Source organism: Streptomyces sp. NPDC048196 (assembly GCF_040652715.1).
Lineage (GTDB): Bacteria > Actinomycetota > Actinomycetes > Streptomycetales > Streptomycetaceae > Streptomyces > Streptomyces siderophoricus.
In genome coordinates this window covers 25,920-40,851 of the sequence record NZ_JBEZMM010000060.1, presented here as the reverse complement: position 1 = coordinate 40,851, position 14,932 = coordinate 25,920, and the positions used below count along the sequence as shown (strand labels likewise).

General features: G+C 73.3%; 13 protein-coding genes. 6 read left to right on the top strand and 7 right to left on the bottom strand.

The window, feature by feature from the left end:
- Positions 1-113: 113 nt before the first annotated feature.
- Positions 114-1,811, bottom strand: coding sequence for a VWA domain-containing protein (locus AB0E02_RS34465; protein ID WP_362147095.1), 1,698 nt, complete (start codon positions 1,809-1,811; stop codon positions 114-116).
- Positions 1,812-2,346: 535 nt separating this feature from the next.
- Between AB0E02_RS34465 and AB0E02_RS34460 the strand changes: the two genes are divergently transcribed.
- Positions 2,347-3,657, top strand: a complete 1,311-nt coding sequence (locus AB0E02_RS34460; RefSeq protein WP_362147092.1) for an alpha/beta hydrolase-fold protein — start codon at positions 2,347-2,349, stop codon at positions 3,655-3,657.
- Positions 3,658-3,785: 128 nt separating this feature from the next.
- On the opposite strand, the gene AB0E02_RS34455 is transcribed toward AB0E02_RS34460, so the two are convergent.
- Complete coding sequence (locus AB0E02_RS34455; protein WP_362147089.1) at positions 3,786-4,601, bottom strand: polysaccharide deacetylase family protein; 816 nt, start codon at positions 4,599-4,601, stop codon at positions 3,786-3,788.
- Between the two features lie 216 nt (positions 4,602-4,817).
- Here AB0E02_RS34455 and AB0E02_RS34450 point away from each other — a divergent pair, with 216 nt between their 5' ends.
- Genes AB0E02_RS34450 through AB0E02_RS34440 form a run of 3 tightly spaced genes read left to right on the top strand, consistent with a single transcriptional unit; the run spans position 4,818 to position 7,218 of the window.
- Entirely contained in the window at positions 4,818-5,585 is a 768-nt protein-coding gene (locus AB0E02_RS34450) for an ABC transporter permease (RefSeq protein ID WP_362147086.1), read from the top strand.
- Positions 5,582-6,259 (top strand): ABC transporter permease subunit, encoded by a 678-nt coding sequence (locus tag AB0E02_RS34445; protein ID WP_362147083.1) that lies wholly within the window; start codon positions 5,582-5,584, stop codon positions 6,257-6,259. Before AB0E02_RS34450 ends, AB0E02_RS34445 begins: the two co-directional genes overlap by 4 nt.
- Before the next feature lie 23 nt (positions 6,260-6,282).
- Positions 6,283-7,218, top strand: coding sequence for an ABC transporter substrate-binding protein (locus AB0E02_RS34440; RefSeq protein ID WP_362147107.1), 936 nt, complete (start codon positions 6,283-6,285; stop codon positions 7,216-7,218).
- A 123-nt stretch (positions 7,219-7,341) separates the two neighbouring features.
- On the opposite strand, the gene AB0E02_RS34435 is transcribed toward AB0E02_RS34440, so the two are convergent.
- Together AB0E02_RS34435 and AB0E02_RS34430 are read right to left on the bottom strand one after the other, a co-directional pair.
- Positions 7,342-8,499: a betaine/proline/choline family ABC transporter ATP-binding protein gene (locus AB0E02_RS34435; protein ID WP_362147079.1), complete on the bottom strand. Its 1,158-nt coding sequence runs from the start codon at positions 8,497-8,499 to the stop codon at positions 7,342-7,344.
- An 89-nt stretch (positions 8,500-8,588) separates the two neighbouring features.
- The gene (locus AB0E02_RS34430; RefSeq protein WP_362147076.1) at positions 8,589-9,275 is read right to left on the bottom strand and encodes a response regulator transcription factor; all 687 of its coding nucleotides are present in this window, start codon (positions 9,273-9,275) and stop codon (positions 8,589-8,591) included.
- Between the two features lie 225 nt (positions 9,276-9,500).
- Here AB0E02_RS34430 and AB0E02_RS34425 point away from each other — a divergent pair, with 225 nt between their 5' ends.
- Complete coding sequence (locus AB0E02_RS34425; RefSeq protein ID WP_362147073.1) at positions 9,501-10,442, top strand: NADP-dependent oxidoreductase; 942 nt, start codon at positions 9,501-9,503, stop codon at positions 10,440-10,442.
- Positions 10,443-10,458: 16 nt separating this feature from the next.
- Here the strand turns inward: AB0E02_RS34425 and AB0E02_RS34420 are convergent, their stop codons facing one another.
- The 3 genes from AB0E02_RS34420 to AB0E02_RS34410 form a co-directional block, all read right to left on the bottom strand.
- Positions 10,459-11,436: a hypothetical protein gene (locus AB0E02_RS34420; RefSeq protein WP_362147070.1), complete on the bottom strand. Its 978-nt coding sequence runs from the start codon at positions 11,434-11,436 to the stop codon at positions 10,459-10,461.
- 128 nt (positions 11,437-11,564) lie between these two features.
- Entirely contained in the window at positions 11,565-12,200 is a 636-nt protein-coding gene (locus tag AB0E02_RS34415; protein WP_362147067.1) for a hypothetical protein, read from the bottom strand.
- Positions 12,201-12,325: 125 nt separating this feature from the next.
- Entirely contained in the window at positions 12,326-13,369 is a 1,044-nt protein-coding gene (locus tag AB0E02_RS34410; RefSeq protein ID WP_362147064.1) for a cation diffusion facilitator family transporter, read from the bottom strand.
- 283 nt (positions 13,370-13,652) lie between these two features.
- On the opposite strand from AB0E02_RS34410, the gene cbiE reads away from it, so the two are divergent.
- On the top strand, positions 13,653-14,921 hold the full coding sequence (gene cbiE, locus AB0E02_RS34405) for a precorrin-6y C5,15-methyltransferase (decarboxylating) subunit CbiE (RefSeq protein ID WP_362147062.1): 1,269 nt from the start codon (positions 13,653-13,655) through the stop codon (positions 14,919-14,921).
- Positions 14,922-14,932 lie beyond the last annotated feature (11 nt).

Sequence of the window (14,932 nt, the reverse complement as noted above, 5' to 3'; positions counted from 1 at the left end):
CCGACGACACCCGCTCGTCGCGCGGCTTCACCCCGCCCGTAAGGACCCGGGAGCGGTGGGTGAGCTTCTGGAACAGGGCCGGAGGGGGTGAGGGGGACGGGGACAGGGACGGGTCAGTCGTCCTTGAGGACCTTGGCGGTACGGGCCTCGGTGAGCCACTCGGGGAACTCGACCATCAGCTGCTGGTAGAGCTCGTCGTGGGAGAGGCTGCGGGGGTCGCGGCCGGCGTGGAAGAAGCCAGCGTTGTCGACCGCGCGCTTTTCCGGAACGGTCAGGTCGTCGAGCTTGCGGAGGAAGTCGAAGCCCTTGGCCTCCGGGTCGCCGAAGCCGATGAACTGCCAGAAGATGGGCAGCTTCGCCGCTTCGCAGAGTGCCTTTTCGGCGGCCGGCTTGGAGGTCGGGGCGCCGTCGGTCTGGAAGATGACGAAGGCCGGGGCGGTGGTACCGGACTTCTTGTAGTGGTCGACGACGGCGTTGACGGCCCAGTGGTAGTTCGTACGCCCCATGTGGCCGAGGCCGGCGTGCAGTTCCTCGATGCGGCCCTCGTAGTTGGTGAGGTCCAGATCGGCGGTGCCGTCGATGTCGGTGGAGAAGAAGACGACGGGCACGGTGGGCTCGTCGTCGAAGTGCGCGGAGAGGGCGAGGGCCTGTTCGGCGAGGTTCTGGACCGTGCCGTCCTTGTAGTAGTTGCGCATCGAGCCGGAGCGGTCGAGGACGAGGTAGACGACGGCGCGCTGGGCGGTGAGGCCGTGCTTCTCCAGGGTGGCGCCGGCGGCGGCGTGGAGGGGGCGGAGGCCGGCGGGAACTCCCTTCGCCTCCGGAACTCCCTTCGCCTCCGGAACGGTCGCGGCCTCCGGCTCCGGCGCAGCTTCAGCCTTCGGTGCCGCTTCGGCCTCGGGCGCCGCTTCGGCCTCCGGGGCGTCCTCTGCCTTGGGGGCGGGCTCGACGTCGGTCGCGTCCTCCGCCTCCGTCGCGTCCTCCGCCTTCGGGGTGGCCTCGGCCTCGGGGACGGGCTTGGCCTCGGGGTCGGGCTCGACTGCCGGGGTTTCGGCTGCCGGCTCCGGCGTCGCGTCCTGCACCGGCTCCGGCGTCACCTCGCTCACCGGCTCCGGCTCGGCCTTGGTCGTCGGCTCGGCCTCAGCCTCCGCCTCGGACTTGGCCTCAGCCTCCGCCTCCGCCGGCTCGTCGGCCTCCGCCTCGGACGCCACGGTCCCGGCGTCCACCGAGGCCACCGGTTCGGCGATCGCCTCCACCTCAGGGGTCGCCTTCGCCTCAGCGATCACCTCCGCCTCAGCGATCACCTCCGCCTCAGCGGTGGCCTCCACCTCAGGGGTGTCCTCGGCCTCAGAGGTCGCCTGCGGCTCCGGCTTGGTGGCCGGGGTCGGGTTGTCGAAAGCCTGGCTCACGAGGTCGGAGGCGGCGGTGTCGGGCGCGGTGGCGTCCGCCTCGGGGGCGTGCGCCTCGGCCTTGTCGTCGTCCTCGGCCCGGGGCGCTGCCTCGTTCTCCCGTACGGGCGCCTCCGCGCGGTCCACCGGGGAGCCCTGGGCGGGCAGGGTGGGCGTCGGGGCCGGCTCGGGGCTCGGGTGCTCCCCGGGTGCCGTGCGGGCGGCCGGGACCTCGGCCTCGGCAGGCTTACCGGCCGGCTTGTCGGACGGCTTGGGGGACGTGGCGGGCGCGGCCGGGGTGGACTCCTCGCGGGCCTCGGGGATGGTCGCGGATTCCGGGGCGGCGCTGTTCTGTGCCGCGCCGGTTTCTTCACGGGTCGCCTTGGAGCGACCGAAAGCGTTGCGCAGCAGACTCCGAATGCCCATCGGCGAACCTCTCTTGCGTGTGGTGGGTGCGGTGCGGCGTATGTCCGTGAAGCACGGACATGTCCCTGACCAGGACGGATACGTAAGCGTAGCGGCCGGGAGCGGCCTCATCGTGGGACCCCGCGGCTCGTGTGGTGGGCCATCCGTGGGCTATCCGGGGGCCATCCAGGGCGATCCGGTGTCGGGTCGGGTTTCGGCCGGGGCCGGCGTGACATCGCGGGGGCACGGCGCCGGGATATCACATCCGTGACGGCAGGTCTCGGGGACGGAGCGTGGAGGCCGCGTGGGAAGGGGAGTTGTGGAGTTGGTCTGGACCTGTGCGGGTGTGAGGGGTTCCGGGAGCCCTTCGGGGGCGCTCGCACATCACGCCGCGGAAACGATGTGGCAAGAGGTAAGTAAGAACTGAGTCGTTCAGGTATCCGATGCGCAGGTGTGCCCGTCTTCTCCGGTGACCATTGTCCGGAGCCGCCCGTTGTGCCTTAGGCGGCCGTAAGAAGGCAAGAACCCTTCCGAGGGTGACGGGAGATGTGGGCGCATGGGGCTGACCAGTCAGTCGCTCGAATACACGGTGATCGTGCTGGCGGTTGCCTGCGTGGCCGCCACGGTGTGGCTGTGGCCCCGGCTGTCGCGGCGCGGGATCGGACCCGTCCTGGGCCGGCTGGGCGCCATCGTGGTCACCCAGGTGTCCATCGTGTGCGCGCTCGCGCTCGCCGTGAATACGAACTTCGAGTTCTACGGCAACTGGGACGAGTTGCTGGGCAACAACGAGAAGGCGCCGCCGGTGGCCGTGAGCCAGGGCGGCGGGCAGTACGCGTCGGTCGGGAACATGAAGGGCGGGCTGATCCAGCCGGCCGGCCCCCAGGGGCTGGACCGGGTGACCGGCCTGCCCAAGGGGCCCGCCAACCGGGTCGGCAAGATCGAGTCCGTGCGGATCATCGGCCGCCGTACGCGGGCCATCAACCCCGGCTTCGTCTATCTGCCGCCGCAGTACTTCCAGCAGCAGTACCGCCGGCAGCGGTTCCCCGTCATGGTCGTCATCAGCGGCTACCCGGGCGGGATCATGAACCTCGCGCAGCATCTGCAGGTTCCGCAGAACGCCGGCCGGCTGATCGCGCAGGGACGGATGCAGCCGACCGTGATCGTGATGGTGCGGCCGACGATCGCACCGCCGCGCGACACCGAGTGCGTGGACGTGCCGGGCGGGCCGCAGGCGGAGACGTTCTTCACCAAGGACCTGCCGGACGCGATGAAGGCGACGTACCGGGTGGGTCATGACCCCAGCGCCTGGGGCGCGTTCGGGTACTCGTCGGGTGGTACGTGCTCGCTGCAGCTGGCGATGCGCAACCCGAAGGTGTACACCTCGGCGGTCTCGCTCTCGGGCGACTACGCGATCAAGGACGACCTGACCACCGGCAGCCTGTTCGGCGCCGGCCCGGAAGGTGCCCAGCGCGAGCGCGAGCACGATCTGCTGTGGCGGCTGAAGAACCTGCCCGCGCCGCAGGTCTCCACGCTGGTCGCCAGCAGCCGTAAGGGCGAGGCCGATTACGGCGCCACCATGCAGTTCATCCACGCGGTCAAGGCCCCGATGACGGTGGACTCGATCATCCTGCCGCAGGGCAGCCACCAGTTCACGACCTGGCGGCGCGAGGTGGTCCCGGCCCTTGAGTGGCAGAGCCAGCAGCTGACGTTCCCGCAGGACACCGTGCCGCTGCCGGCGCAGCGCAAGCCGGGCGCCAAGGTGGGCCAGGGCGGCGCCCCGGCGAAGCCGACCGGGCCGGCCAAGGCCCCTGGGGCGGCCGATGACAAGGGCCGTCGGCGGGTGGAGGCCGAGCGGCCGCAGGGCTGAGCGAGCCCGGACCCGCCGGACAACGCGGGTGGTCAGAGCTGTAGCCGTGAGCCCGGCCCCTCCTCGGGGCCGGGCTCACGGCGTTCCCGGGCGGGCCGGCGCCCCCGCGCCGGTAACGGCCTTTGCCACTACGGCCGGTACACCATCCCCGGCTCCGGCTTCGCCGGGGAGAGCAGCTGGGAGACCGTGACGATCGTGTAGCCGCGCTTCTTGAGCTCCTTGAGGATGCCCGGGACGGCCGGGACCGTGCCCCGGTAGATGTCGTGCAGCAGGATGATGCCGTCGCGTTCGGTCTGTTCCAGCACCCGCTTGGTGATCAGCGCCGAGTCGTTGGTCTCGTAGTCCTTGGCGGTCACGCTCCAGAGGACCTGGGCCAGTCCGAGTCCCTTGCTGATCTCGGAGACCTTGTCGTCGGTGCGGCCCTGCGGCGGGCGCATCAGCGTGGGCGTCTTTCCGGTGATCTTGCGGACCGCGTCCTGGACCCGGGAGAGCTCGCGCTTGGCCTCGGTGGGCTCGATCTCGGTGAGGATCTGGTGCGACCAGGTGTGGTTGGCCAGTTCGTGGCCCTCGGCGTCGATCCGCCGTACCTCGGCGGGGCGCTTCGCGATGTGGTTCTTGCCGAGCATGAAGAAGGTCGCGTGCACCTTCTCCTTCTTCAGGATGTCCAGCAGGCGGTTGGTGTTCTCGCTGGGGCCCGCGTCGAAGGTGAGCGCGACGCACTTGGCCTTACGGCAGTCGACGTCCTGGCCGGCGCCCTCCTGGGCCTTTCCCTTCCCGTTCTTCGCCCCGGTCGCGCTGCCCGTCGCGTCGGCGCGGGCGTCGGCCGGGGCGGTCACGTCGTACGAGGCGCAGCCGCTGACGGCGAGGGCCAGGGAGGCCGCCGTCAGCAGCCCGGCTATGGAGGTGCGGCGCCTGCGGCCGGTGGTGCGGAAGTGCTTCGGCATACGGGGCTCTCTCGGGGTGCTCGTGCTGCGGACGGGGGGCGTACGGGGCAGCCCGGTTGCGGGGGCCGCCGCACCTCCCGGACTATACACACGCAGTACACACTCGATGTATACATGGGGTGGAGAGAGGCGCGGGTACGGCCCCCAGGGCAAGAGCAGGGCACGATCGGACGCGTCCGCCGCGACACCCCGACCCCGCCGGGGTGGACTTCTACCGTGACCGCACCGCCGCCGGACGACTGTCTGGCCCGTAACGAGTGGATCTGCGGCGACTACCTGTCCACCCGCCGGCAGATCCTGCTCGACGCGGTCCTCCAGCACGTCCAGTTGACCGTCGTCTCGGTGGCGCTCGGGCTGCTGCTCGCGGTGCCGCTGGCGCTGCTGGCCCGGCGCTGGCGCTGGACGGTCGGGCCGGTCCTCGGGGTGACCACGGTCCTCTACACGATCCCGTCGCTGGCGATGTTCTCGTTGCTGCTGCCGGTCTACGGGCTGTCCGCCACGCTCGTCGTGGTTGGGCTGGCCCTGTACTCGCTCACCCTGCTCGTGCGGAACCTCCTGGCCGGGCTGAACGGCGTACCGGCCGAGGCCAGGGACGCCGCCCGCGGCATGGGCTACGGTCCGCTGCGCCAACTGCTCACCGTCGAACTGCCGCTGGCCGTCCCCGCGGCGATGGCCGGGCTGCGGATCGCGACGGTCTCGGCGGTGGCGCTCACCACCGTCGGCGCGATCGTCGGCTACGGCGGGCTGGGCAACCTCATCTACGCCGGGATGAACTCCTTCTTCAAGGCGCAGGTGCTCACCGCGTCCGTGCTGTGCGTCCTCATCGCGATCGTCTTCGACCTGCTGCTGCTCGGCGCGGAGCGGCTGCTCACGCCCTGGCGGCGGGCGAGCCGTACGGCGCGGGGACGGCGGGCACGGTGGCGGGGCCGCCCCGCCGTCGGGCGCGAGCAGCCGGTCGCGGCGGCATCGGGGCGGCGGGCATGAGCACACTCTCCGCGGTCTGGGACTGGCTGACCACCGGCGCCAACTGGGCCGGGGAGAACGGCGTCTGGCACCGCCTCGTCCAGCATCTCGTCCTCACCGTCTCCTGCCTGTTCATCAGCGCGCTGATCGCGCTGCCGGTCGCGCTGACCCTCGGTCATCTCGGGCGCGGCGGGGCGCTGGCCGTCAATCTCGCCAACGTCGGCCGCGCCGTCCCGACCTTCGCCGTGCTGGTCCTGTTGCTGCTCACTCCCGTCGGCCGGCACGGGCAGTGGCCGACGATCATCGCGCTGGTGCTGTTCGCCGTTCCGCCGCTGCTGACCAATGCGTACGTCGGAATGCGCGACGTGGACCGGGACGTGGTGCGGGCCGCGCGAGGCATGGGGATGACCGGGGCGCAGCTGGTGTGGCGGGTCGAGGTGCCGCTCGCCTTCCCGCTCGTCCTGACCGGCGTGCGGATCGCCGCGGTCCAGCTCGTCGCGACCGCCACGCTCGCCGCGTTGGTGGGCGGCGGCGGCCTCGGCCGGATCATCACCGCCGGGTTCAGCCTCGCCAGCACCCCGCAGGTGGTCGCCGGTGCGGTGCTGGTCGCGGTGTTCGCCCTGCTGATGGAGGCCGGGTTCGAGCTGGTCGAACGGTATGCGCCGGGCGGCTGGGCGCGGGGGCGGGGCCGGTGAGGGCCGGGGCGGCCGCCGCCCTCGTGGCGCTGGGCCTGATCGCGCTGCCGGTGCTCGCCGGCTGCGGCACCGGCCCCTCACTGGAGACCCGTTCCCGGATCACCGCCCCGCCCGGGGACAGCCGCGATCTGGCGATCGGCTCGGCCGGCTTCACCGAGAGCGAGCTGCTCGCCCAGATGTACGCCGCGCTGCTCGACCACGCCGGATACCGCACCCACGTCCTCACCGTCGGCAACCGCGAACTGTACGAACCGGCGCTGGAGGCCGGGCAGATCGACGTGGTGCCCGAGTACGCGGCCACCTTCGCGGACTGGCTCAACGCCAAGGAGCGCGGCTCCGCGGCGCCCCCGGTCGCCTCTCCCGACCTCGGTGCGACGCTGCGGGCGCTGCGCCGGCTGGCCGGGCCCCGCGGGCTGACCGTGCTGCCGCCCGGCCGGGCCGTGGACCAGAACGCGTTCGCGGTGAGCGCCGCGTACGCCCGCACCCACCACCTCAAGACCCTCAGCGACCTGGGCCGCGCCAAACTGCCGGTGCGCCTCGCGGCGGGCGAGGAATGCGTACAACGGCCGTTCTGCGCCCCGGGGTTGCGGAAGACGTACGGGATCAACCTCACCGCCATCGACCCCAAGGGCGTCGGCACCACCCCCGCCAAGCAGGCCGTGCAGAACGGGCAGGACCAGATGGTGCTGACCACCACCACCGATGCGACCCTGGGCCAGTTCGGGCTGGTGCTGCTCGCCGACGACAAGAAGCTGCAGAACGCCGATTACGTGCTGCCCGTCGTCAACCGGGCCCGCGCGGGCAGCGCCCGGCCGGCCGCCGCGCTCAACCGCCTCAACACGGTCCTGACCACGGCTGACCTGGCGCATCTCAATGAGCAGGTGGACAGCTGGCGACGGTTGCCGGCGGATGTGGCGCGCAACTACCTGCGGGAGAAGGGGCTGCTGCCGAAGGGCTGAGGCGGGCGGTGGGCGATGGGCAGCGGCCGGTAATGGCTGTGTGTTTCACGTGAAACCAGCGCCCTCTTCGCGACCGCGGCGTTTCACGTGAAACAGCCGGCCGGGAACGCTCGTGATCGTGCCTCACTGCGTCGGTACCGAGTCCACCCGCGCCCGGTCCCGCGGCACCCCCCGCTCGTCCGAGTCGATGGTGCGGCGCAGCGCTTCGTGCAATTTGGTCGGGGTGAGGACGCCGAGGAAGCGGTGGCCGTCCAGGACCGCGATCCAGCCGGCATCGTGCTTGAGCATCTCGCTGAACGCGGCCTTCAACGTGCCGGTGAACGGCACCCATGCCTCCATCCGCCGGGCGTGCCCGGCGACCGTGCCCCCGGCGCCGGCCAGTTCCTCGGTGCCCACCCAGCCGTGCAGTTCACCGTCCTCGTCCAGCACCACCGCCCACCGGGCGCCCTCGGCCCGTAGCCGCCGCGCCGCCTCGGACGCCGGTTCACCGAGGCGGGCGAACGGCGGGCGTTCGAGGTCGCTGCGGTCGATCCCGGTGACCGACAGCTGCTTCAACGCCCGGTCGGTGCCGACGAATTCGGCGACGTAGGGGGTGGCGGGGGCGCCCAGGACGCTCGCGGGGGTGTCGTACTGCTCGATCCGGCCGGCCCCGTAGACCGCGATCCGGTCGCCGAGCCGGATGGCCTCCTCGATGTCGTGGGTGACCAGCAGCACCGTCTTGTGCATGGTGGCCTGCAGCCGCAGGAACTCCTTCTGGAGGCGCTCGCGGACGACCGGATCGACCGCCCCGAACGGCTCGTCCATCAGCAGGACGGGCGGATCGGCGGCGAGGGCCCGGGCCACCCCGACGCGCTGGCGCTGGCCGCCGGAGAGCTGGTCGGGGTAGCGCGGGCCGTAGACGTCCGGGTCCAGCCCCACCAGGTCCAGGAGTTCGGCGGCCCGGGCCCGTGCCTTGGCCTTCTTCCAGCCGGTCAGGAAGGGCACGGTGGCGGTGTTGTCGAGGACGGTGCGGTGTGGGAAGAGGCCGGTCTGCTGGATGACGTAGCCGATCCGGCGGCGCAACCGGACGGGGTCGACGCCGGCGATGTCCGCACCGTCGACGAAGATCCGTCCGCGGGTGGGATCGATGAGCCGGTTGACCATCATCATGGTCGTGGTCTTGCCGCAGCCGGACGGCCCCACGAGGGTCACCAGCTCGCCCTCCGCGACCTCGAAGGACAGCTCGTCCACGGCGGTGGTGCCGTCGGGATACTGCTTGGTGACGGACTCGAACCGGATCATTGGCCCATTGAATCCCGCTGCCCGCACCCCTTCGCGTCATGCGGGCAATCGGGTCATGCCTCCGTGCTCCGCCGGGCAGCCGGGCAGCTTCACCGGTCGCGCAGTCGGTAGCCGGCGCCCGGCACGGTTTCGATCACCGGGGGGTCGCCGAGCTTGGCGCGCAGCGTGCTGAGCGTGACCTGGACCGCGTTGGTGCGGTAGCTGGTGTGCTCCTCCCACACCTCCTCGATCAGATCGTCCCCGCTGACCACCGTGCCCTGGGCGCGCAGCAGCACCTCCAGCACGCCGAACTCCTGGCGGGACAGCGGCAGCGGCCGTCCGTCGCGCAGCGCGAGCCGGCGGGCGGTGTCGACGGTGACGCCGGCCCGCTCGATGATGACCGGCGGCGGCGCGGGCCGGGCCCGTCGGCCCAGCGCCAGCACCCGGGCGAGCAACTCCTCGTGCCCGAACGGCTTGCCGAGGTAGTCGTCGGCGCCCAGGCCCAGACCCTCCACCCGGCCCTCCACCCAGTCGTGGACCGTGCCGGACGCGGTGAGCACCAGCATCCGGGTCGGTCGGCCCCGTTCCACGACGTAGCGGCAGATGTCGTCGCCGGGCAGACCGTGCAGACCGGGCAGCTCGTGGTCCAGGACGACCACGTCGTACCCGCCGAGCCGCATCTTGGCCAGCGCCTCCCGGCCGTCGTGGGCGATGTCCACGGCGATCGCGTCGCGGCGCAGGCCGGCCACGATCATCTCCGCGAGATATCCCTCGGCCGCCACCACCAGAACACGCATGGCGTCATGTGTACCCGAGGGGCACCTTCCTCCGAGGGGAACGCCCTTCGCCGCAACGCCGCCCATCCCCGGCTGGCGGCATGCCCCGGCCCGGCTGGGCGCATGGCCCGGGGGCCGTACGAGTTGCTTCCGCCGCACCGCCTCTCCTCCTGCCGCGTCCGGCCGCACCGGCGTGCTTACGATCCACTCCGGCCACCGGTCGAAAGGGTGGAAGGGAACGCCACGATGAGAGCCGTAGCAGTCAGCGCATTCGGTGAACAGCCGCAGCTCATGGATCTGCCGCAGCCCGAACCAGGGCCGGGCGAGGTCTTGGTGCGGCTGGCCGCCGCCGGACTCAACCCCGTCGACTGGAAGATCGCCGACGGCATGTTCGGCGACGCCGTTCCGGTGGCCTTCCCCCTGGTGCTGGGCACGGACGGGGCCGGCGAGGTGCTCGCGATCGGCACCGGGGTCCGGCGGTTCACCGTCGGCGACGCGGTGTTCGGCCAGTTCCAGCGGCCGGAGCGGGGCGGTGGCTCGTACTGCGAACTGGCCCTCGCCGACGAGAACCGCATCGCGCACGCCGCCCGCAGCGTCACCTACGCGACCTCCGCGGCGCTGCCGACGGCCGGCATGACCGCGTACAACCTCGTCGAGGAGACCCGGATCAGCGAGGGCAAGCGGGTCCTCATCGTCGGTGCGACCGGTGGCGTCGGCACCTTCGCCACCCAGCTGGCGGCCGGCCGCGGCGCGGAGGTGATCGCCACCGCCCGCCCGGCCAAGGCGGAGCTGATGCGCACGCTGGGTGCCGCGGAGACCGTCGACCACACCGCGGACCCGGTCGCCGACCAGGTCCTCGCGGCCCACCCGGACGGCGTGGACGTGCTGATCGACATGACCGGCGGCCCCGCCGAGTTCGCCGAGCTGACCCGGACCGTACGCGACGGGGGCACCGCCGTCTCGCTGATCGGCTCGGCGGACGCGGACGAGCTGACCGAACAGAACCTGCGCGGTTTCAACTTCGTCAACCGCCCCTCGCCGCAGCTCCTGGAGATCCTGGCCGGGCACGTGGACGCGGGCCGGCTGACGGTCCTGGTCGGCCGCGAGGTCCCGCTCGAAGAGGCCCCCGAAGCCCTGGAGACCAGCCGCACCGGCCGCGCCCAGGGCAAGACCGTCCTGACGGTCTGAGCGACCCGGCCGGGCATCAGCTCCGGTTCCGCCAGGCCCGGACCGCCGGCGGCCCCGCCGCGGCCAGCACCGCGGTGAGCGCCCCCGCGCCGACCAGCAGCCAGACCCCGGTACGCAGCGGTCCGGTGAGCGCATCGGCGTACGCGCCGGCGGCCGGCCGGGAGATCATCGCGGGCAGGGCCGCCAGCGTGCGGCCGCGCACCAGCGCCAGCGCCACGGCCAGCAGGGCCGCGGCCGCCGCGCAGCCCGCACCGGCACAGACCAGCGCCCGCCGCCGGCGCCGCACCAGCAGCAGGCCGCCGCCCAGACACAGCGCGGCGGCCGGCGGCAGCAGCAGCGCCCCCCTGCGGGCGACCTCGTAGCCGGCCCGGATCCGCGGTACGTCGGCGGCCTTGAGCAGCACGATCTCCACCCCGGACCGCGGCACCCGGCGGAGCAGGTCCAGCCCCATGCCGTTGTGCGCCACCTGGCGGCGGACCCGTTCGACGACGGGGGTCAGATCGAGGGTGACCGGGGCACGGGGGTCGCCGGACGCGGCGAGGCTGCCGTCCAGCGTCCGGTGCGCGGACCGGTGCACGCCCTTCCACATCGCCGGGAAGCCGCGCCCGGTGACCACCTGCCGCACCTGCTTGGCCACGAACTCCCGGATGCCGCGGGTGAAATGCCGGCGCACCGCGGGCCGCCGGGCGGGGCTGACGGCCTTCAGCAGCCCGTCGATCCGGACGTGCGCCATCACCGAGTGCGTCACGTCGTCGACCACGGCCTGCTGCACGGCGGCGTTCCCGGCCAGCGGCGCCACCGCCGCCACATAGCCGTCGGTCTCGGTCAGCCGGTACCGCGCCCAGGTGGCGGCCAGGCTCAACGGCAGCAGCAGCGCCCCCACGACCAGCAGCACCCCGCCGGCCAGCGCCCGCCCCGGCCACCGCGCTCCGGCCGGCGGCCCGTCCCCCTCCGTCACCCGCCCGCCCAGGCGTACGGGTGCGCTCGCTGGCATTGCGTCCTGTCCTTTCCTGCCCGGCGATCACGGCGACCACCTTCCAGGCAAGTGCGAACGCCCGGCGCCCGCGACCGGGACCGGTGCCAATGGGTGAGCCCGGCCGGGGGCCCGGCCGTCGGGGTGGGTCAGCCGGTGGCGCCCGGGCCGGCCGCCCGCCGGCGGCGCACCGCCCGCACCGCCCCCGGCGCGAGCAGCGCCGCGACTGCGGCGGCCATCGCCCACCACGCCCAGCCACCGCCGTCCGCGTCCTCGGCCCGGGACTCCGGCAGGTCGTCCACATCGCCCGAGCAGGCCACCGGCGCGTAGGAACCGCCCAGGTACACACAGGCGGTGGCGGCGGCCCGCAGGGTCCCGGGCGCGGCGGTGGCGGCGCCGGCGGGACGGTCACCGAGCACGGCCTCGGCGGTGAACACCTGGATGTCGTGCGCCGGCAGATCGGCGCGCCAGGTGACCTTCCGCTCCTCCGTCCCGCGCCCCTCGACGACGCCGTCGGGAGCGGTCACGGCGGTCGTGGTCGCGGGCATCCGCTGCTCGATCCGGACCCCGTGGACGTCGTCGGTGCCCAGGTTGTGCACGGTCACGCGGTAGTCGAGCCGCCGCCCGGCCTCGGCGTCGTCGGTCCCGTCCGTCACCGCGACCGTGACGGAGACGGCCGGCGGCGCCTGCGCGACCTGCGGGGCGTACGCGAGGGCGGACGGGCCGGGGAGCGTGGCGGCGCACAGCAGCGCGCAGACGACGGCGGCCCTCGTGCCGGTTCTCATGCCGGTTCTCATGCCGCCATCGGAGCATCGCGCCGCCCGCGACCGGTGTCATGCGGCCCGCCACCGCTCCGGGTTCACCCGAGTGAGGGCGCAGCGCGACCGCGGGCCTGCGGTACCTGGGGGCTTCAGTGCCGGTGCGGCCCGGGCCGGTGCACCGGCCCGTGGGCGTCCGCGCAGTGGTCGGGGGCGGCGGGCGGCTCGGCCGGTGACCCGGTGCCGGGCCGCGGGCCGAGTGTCAGCACCTCGCCCGCTTCGGCCTGCTCCCCGACGTGATCGACCTGGAGCGTGGCGTGCGTGATGCGGTACTCGCCGCTCAGCAGCTCCTGCAGACCGCGGCGCACCTTGTGGCAGTCGCCGCCGGGGGCCACCAGGATGTGCGCGGAGAGCGCCGGCTGCCCGGAGGTGATCTGCCAGATGTGCAGGTCATGCACCTCGACGACCTCGTCCTGGGAGACCAGCCGGTCGCCCAGCGCGTCCGGGTCCAGCCCGGCCGGCGCGGCCTCCATGAAGATCCGCCCGGACTCCCGCACCAGCCCCGTACCGGCCCGCAGCATCAGCGCCACGACGACGAGCGTGGCGATCGCGTCGGCCCGCTCGAAGCCCGTGGTCAGGACGACGAGACCGGAGAGCGCGGTGGCCACGAAGCCGAACAGGTCGGTGAGGATGTGCTGGTAGGCGCCCTCGACGTTCAGGCTGGAGCGGTTGGCCCTGGACAGCAGCCAGGTGCAGATCAGATTGACCACGATCCCGGACAGCGCGGTCCACAGGACCATCGCCCCGCCCACCGCGGGCGGCGAGATCAGCCGCTGCACCGCCTCGTACGCCAGCCAGACCGACAGCAGGAGCAGGGTGATGCCGTTGGCCTGCGCGGACAGGATCTCGGCGCGCTTGAGCCCGTAGGTGTACCCGCCGCGCGCCGGCCGCGCCGCCAGCCGCATCGCGATCAGGGCCAGCAGGATCGAGACCGCGTCGGTGAGCATGTGGGCGGCGTCCGAGATCAGCGCCAGCGACCCGGCCAGCACACCGATGACGACCTCGACCGCCATGTACGCGGTGAGCAGCCCGAGCGCCGCCCGCAGCCACCGCCGGTCGGCGTCCGGCGCCACCCCGTGCGCATGGCTGTGCCCGTGCCCGTGGCCGTGCCCGTGGCTGTGCGCGTCACCACTCATGGCGCTCCTTCCTCCGGTCCCCTCCTTGCGAAGCAAACAGCACTTCGACAAAAGATCCAAAGGCTGCACCGGTGACCGTTGTCATTACCGTCGAACGGCGTATCGTGCCTGGTCAGGGCGGTGGGGCGGCCAGCTGGCGAGACCGCGCCGACGGACGCCGACCGTCCGGTCCGACCGCCCGCCCGGCCCGGCCCCATGCCCGCCCCACCCCGGTCAGTAGAGTTTCCGCTCCCGTACGACACGCGCTTGAGGTCCCGAGGCGAGAGGCAAGAGGTAATCGGCAGTGAGCCCCGCACCATCCGCACCGGCCGGTTCCGAGCACCTCACCGTCGTCGGCGTCGGAGCCGACGGCTGGGCGGGCCTGTCCGGGGCCGCGCAGCAGGTGCTGCGGGCGGCCGAGGTCCTCATCGGCGGCGCCCGTCAGCTCGCGCTGCTGCCCGAAGGGGAGTGCCCCGGTGAGCGCGTCAGCTGGCCCTCGCCGCTGCGCCCCGCCGTCCCCGGGCTGCTCGCCGCGCACGCCGGACGCCGGGTGTGCGTCCTGGCCAGCGGTGACCCGATGTTCTACGGGATCGGGCGGACGCTGACCGAGGTCCTGGCGGAGAGCGGCGCAGGGCACCGGCTCCGGGTGCTGCCCCACCCCTCCTCCGTCTCCTACGCGTGCGCCCGCCTCGGCTGGCCGGTCGAGGACACCGAGGTCGTCACGCTCGTCGGGCGGCCCGTCGAGAACCTGGCCCGCGCGCTGTACGACGGCCACCGGCTGCTCGTCCTGTCCGCCGGCGCCGGCACCCCCGCCGAGGTCGCCGCCCTCCTGCGCGCGCACGGTTTCGGGCCGACCCGGATGCGCGTACTGGAGCAACTCGGCGGCGAGCGGGAGCAGATGACCGAGGGCCGGGCCGCCGACTGGGACCGACCGCCCGGCGATCCGCTCAACGTCATCGCCCTCGACTGCGCCCGGGAACCCGGCACCGTGCCGCTCTCCACCGTCCCCGGCCTCCCCGACACCGCCTACGAGCACGACGGCCAGCTCACCAAGCGCCACGTCCGCGCCGCCACCCTGGCCGCGCTGGCCCCCGCCCCCGGCGAACTCCTCTGGGACATCGGCGGCGGATCCGGCTCCATCGCCGTCGAGTGGCTGCGCGCGCACCGTAGTTGCCGCGCCGTCAGCGTCGAACGCGACCCCGTACGGGCCGAGCGGATCGGCCGCAACGCGCGCACCCTCGGCGTCCCGGCCCTGCGCGTCGTCCAGGGCCCCGCGCCCGCCGCGCTGGCCGGCCTCCCCACCCCGGACGCGGTGTTCATCGGCGGCGGGCTGACCGCCCCCGGCCTGTTGGACGCCTGCTGGGAGGCGCTGCCACCGGGCGGCCGGATCGTCGCGAACACCGTGACGCTGGAGTCCGAGGCGCTGCTCGCCGACCGGTACCGGCGGCACGGCGGCGAACTGGTCCGGCTGGCGGTCGCCCACGCCGCCCCGGTCGGCGGCTTCACGGGCTGGCGGCAGGCGATGCCGGTGACCCAGTGGTCGGCGGTCAAACCACCGGAGGACCGGCCGTAACCCCGCCCTCC

Excerpts from the sequence above, each read along its gene's own strand:
- AB0E02_RS34465 (WP_362147095.1), bottom strand. The coding sequence starts at position 1,811 with ATGGGCATTCGGAGTCTGCTGCGCAACGCTTTCGGTCGCTCCAAGGCG.
- AB0E02_RS34460 (WP_362147092.1), top strand. The coding sequence starts at position 2,347 with ATGGGGCTGACCAGTCAGTCGCTCGAATACACGGTGATCGTGCTGGCG.
- AB0E02_RS34455 (WP_362147089.1), bottom strand. The coding sequence starts at position 4,601 with ATGCCGAAGCACTTCCGCACCACCGGCCGCAGGCGCCGCACCTCCATA.
- AB0E02_RS34445 (WP_362147083.1), top strand. The coding sequence starts at position 5,582 with ATGAGCACACTCTCCGCGGTCTGGGACTGGCTGACCACCGGCGCCAAC.
- AB0E02_RS34435 (WP_362147079.1), bottom strand. The coding sequence starts at position 8,499 with ATGATCCGGTTCGAGTCCGTCACCAAGCAGTATCCCGACGGCACCACC.
- AB0E02_RS34430 (WP_362147076.1), bottom strand. The coding sequence starts at position 9,275 with ATGCGTGTTCTGGTGGTGGCGGCCGAGGGATATCTCGCGGAGATGATC.
- AB0E02_RS34425 (WP_362147073.1), top strand. The coding sequence starts at position 9,501 with ATGAGAGCCGTAGCAGTCAGCGCATTCGGTGAACAGCCGCAGCTCATG.
- AB0E02_RS34420 (WP_362147070.1), bottom strand. The coding sequence starts at position 11,436 with ATGCCAGCGAGCGCACCCGTACGCCTGGGCGGGCGGGTGACGGAGGGG.
- AB0E02_RS34415 (WP_362147067.1), bottom strand. The coding sequence starts at position 12,200 with ATGAGAACCGGCACGAGGGCCGCCGTCGTCTGCGCGCTGCTGTGCGCC.
- AB0E02_RS34410 (WP_362147064.1), bottom strand. The coding sequence starts at position 13,369 with ATGAGTGGTGACGCGCACAGCCACGGGCACGGCCACGGGCACGGGCAC.